The sequence below is a fragment of the Tissierella simiarum genome (genome assembly GCF_018917865.1).
Classification (GTDB): Bacteria; Bacillota; Clostridia; order Tissierellales; family Tissierellaceae; genus Tissierella_C; species Tissierella_C simiarum.
Window position 1 is genome coordinate 1 of sequence record NZ_JAHLPM010000051.1, and the last position, 742, is coordinate 742.

Here is a 742-nt window from a genome sequence, read left to right on the forward strand (position 1 = left end):
TTGTATTATGAATACCACCCGCTATGCGGGTGGTTCTAAAGAGCTTTTAGCGGTGAGTAAAAAAACAAAACCTCCTTTGATATAATAAAGTTAGGTCTAGCCAACCATAACTAAAAATCAAAGGAGGTATCCATATGGATAATAATAGTTTATCACATACAAAGTGGAATTGTAAGTATCACATTGTATTTGCACCAAAATACAGAAGACAGATAATATATGGAAAGATAAGAAGAGATATAGGTACAATACTAAGAAAGCTATGTGAATATAAAGGAGTAGAAATAATAGAAGCAGAAGCTTGTCCAGATCATATTCATATGCTAGTAAGTATACCACCAAAGATAAGTGTATCAAGTTTCATGGGATATTTAAAAGGAAAAAGTAGTTTAATGATATTTGATAGACATGCCAATTTAAAATATAAATATGGGAATAGACATTTCTGGTGTAAAGGATATTATGTAGATACAGTAGGTAGGAATAAGAAAGTAATAGAAGAGTACATCAAAAATCAGTTGCAAGAAGACATAGCACTTGATCAAATAAGTATGAAAGAATTTATAGATCCTTTTACAGGTGAAAAAATAGAAAGAGGAAATAAAAGATAAAGTGCCCCTTGAGGGGTAGCTTGGAAAGTTAAAGCGGTTGGCGGACTGTATTCAGCGTGTCTTTAGACACTTGCAAGTAACATGCCCTTATAGGGCTGAGCAAACCACCCGTTTGACGGGTGGTTATGATT

At 33.6% G+C, this 742-nt stretch carries 1 protein-coding gene; it reads left to right on the top strand.

Translation table 11 applies throughout. The annotated features are described in order from the left end of the window. Window positions 1-134 precede the first annotated feature (134 nt). Entirely contained in the window at window positions 135-611 is a 477-nt protein-coding gene (gene tnpA / locus KQI42_RS20740) for an IS200/IS605 family transposase (protein ID WP_216522735.1), read from the top strand. Window positions 612-742: the final 131 nt, after the last annotated feature.

Coding starts and splice junctions, on each gene's coding strand:
- tnpA (WP_216522735.1), top strand. CDS start 135: ATGGATAATAATAGTTTATCACATACAAAGTGGAATTGTAAGTATCAC.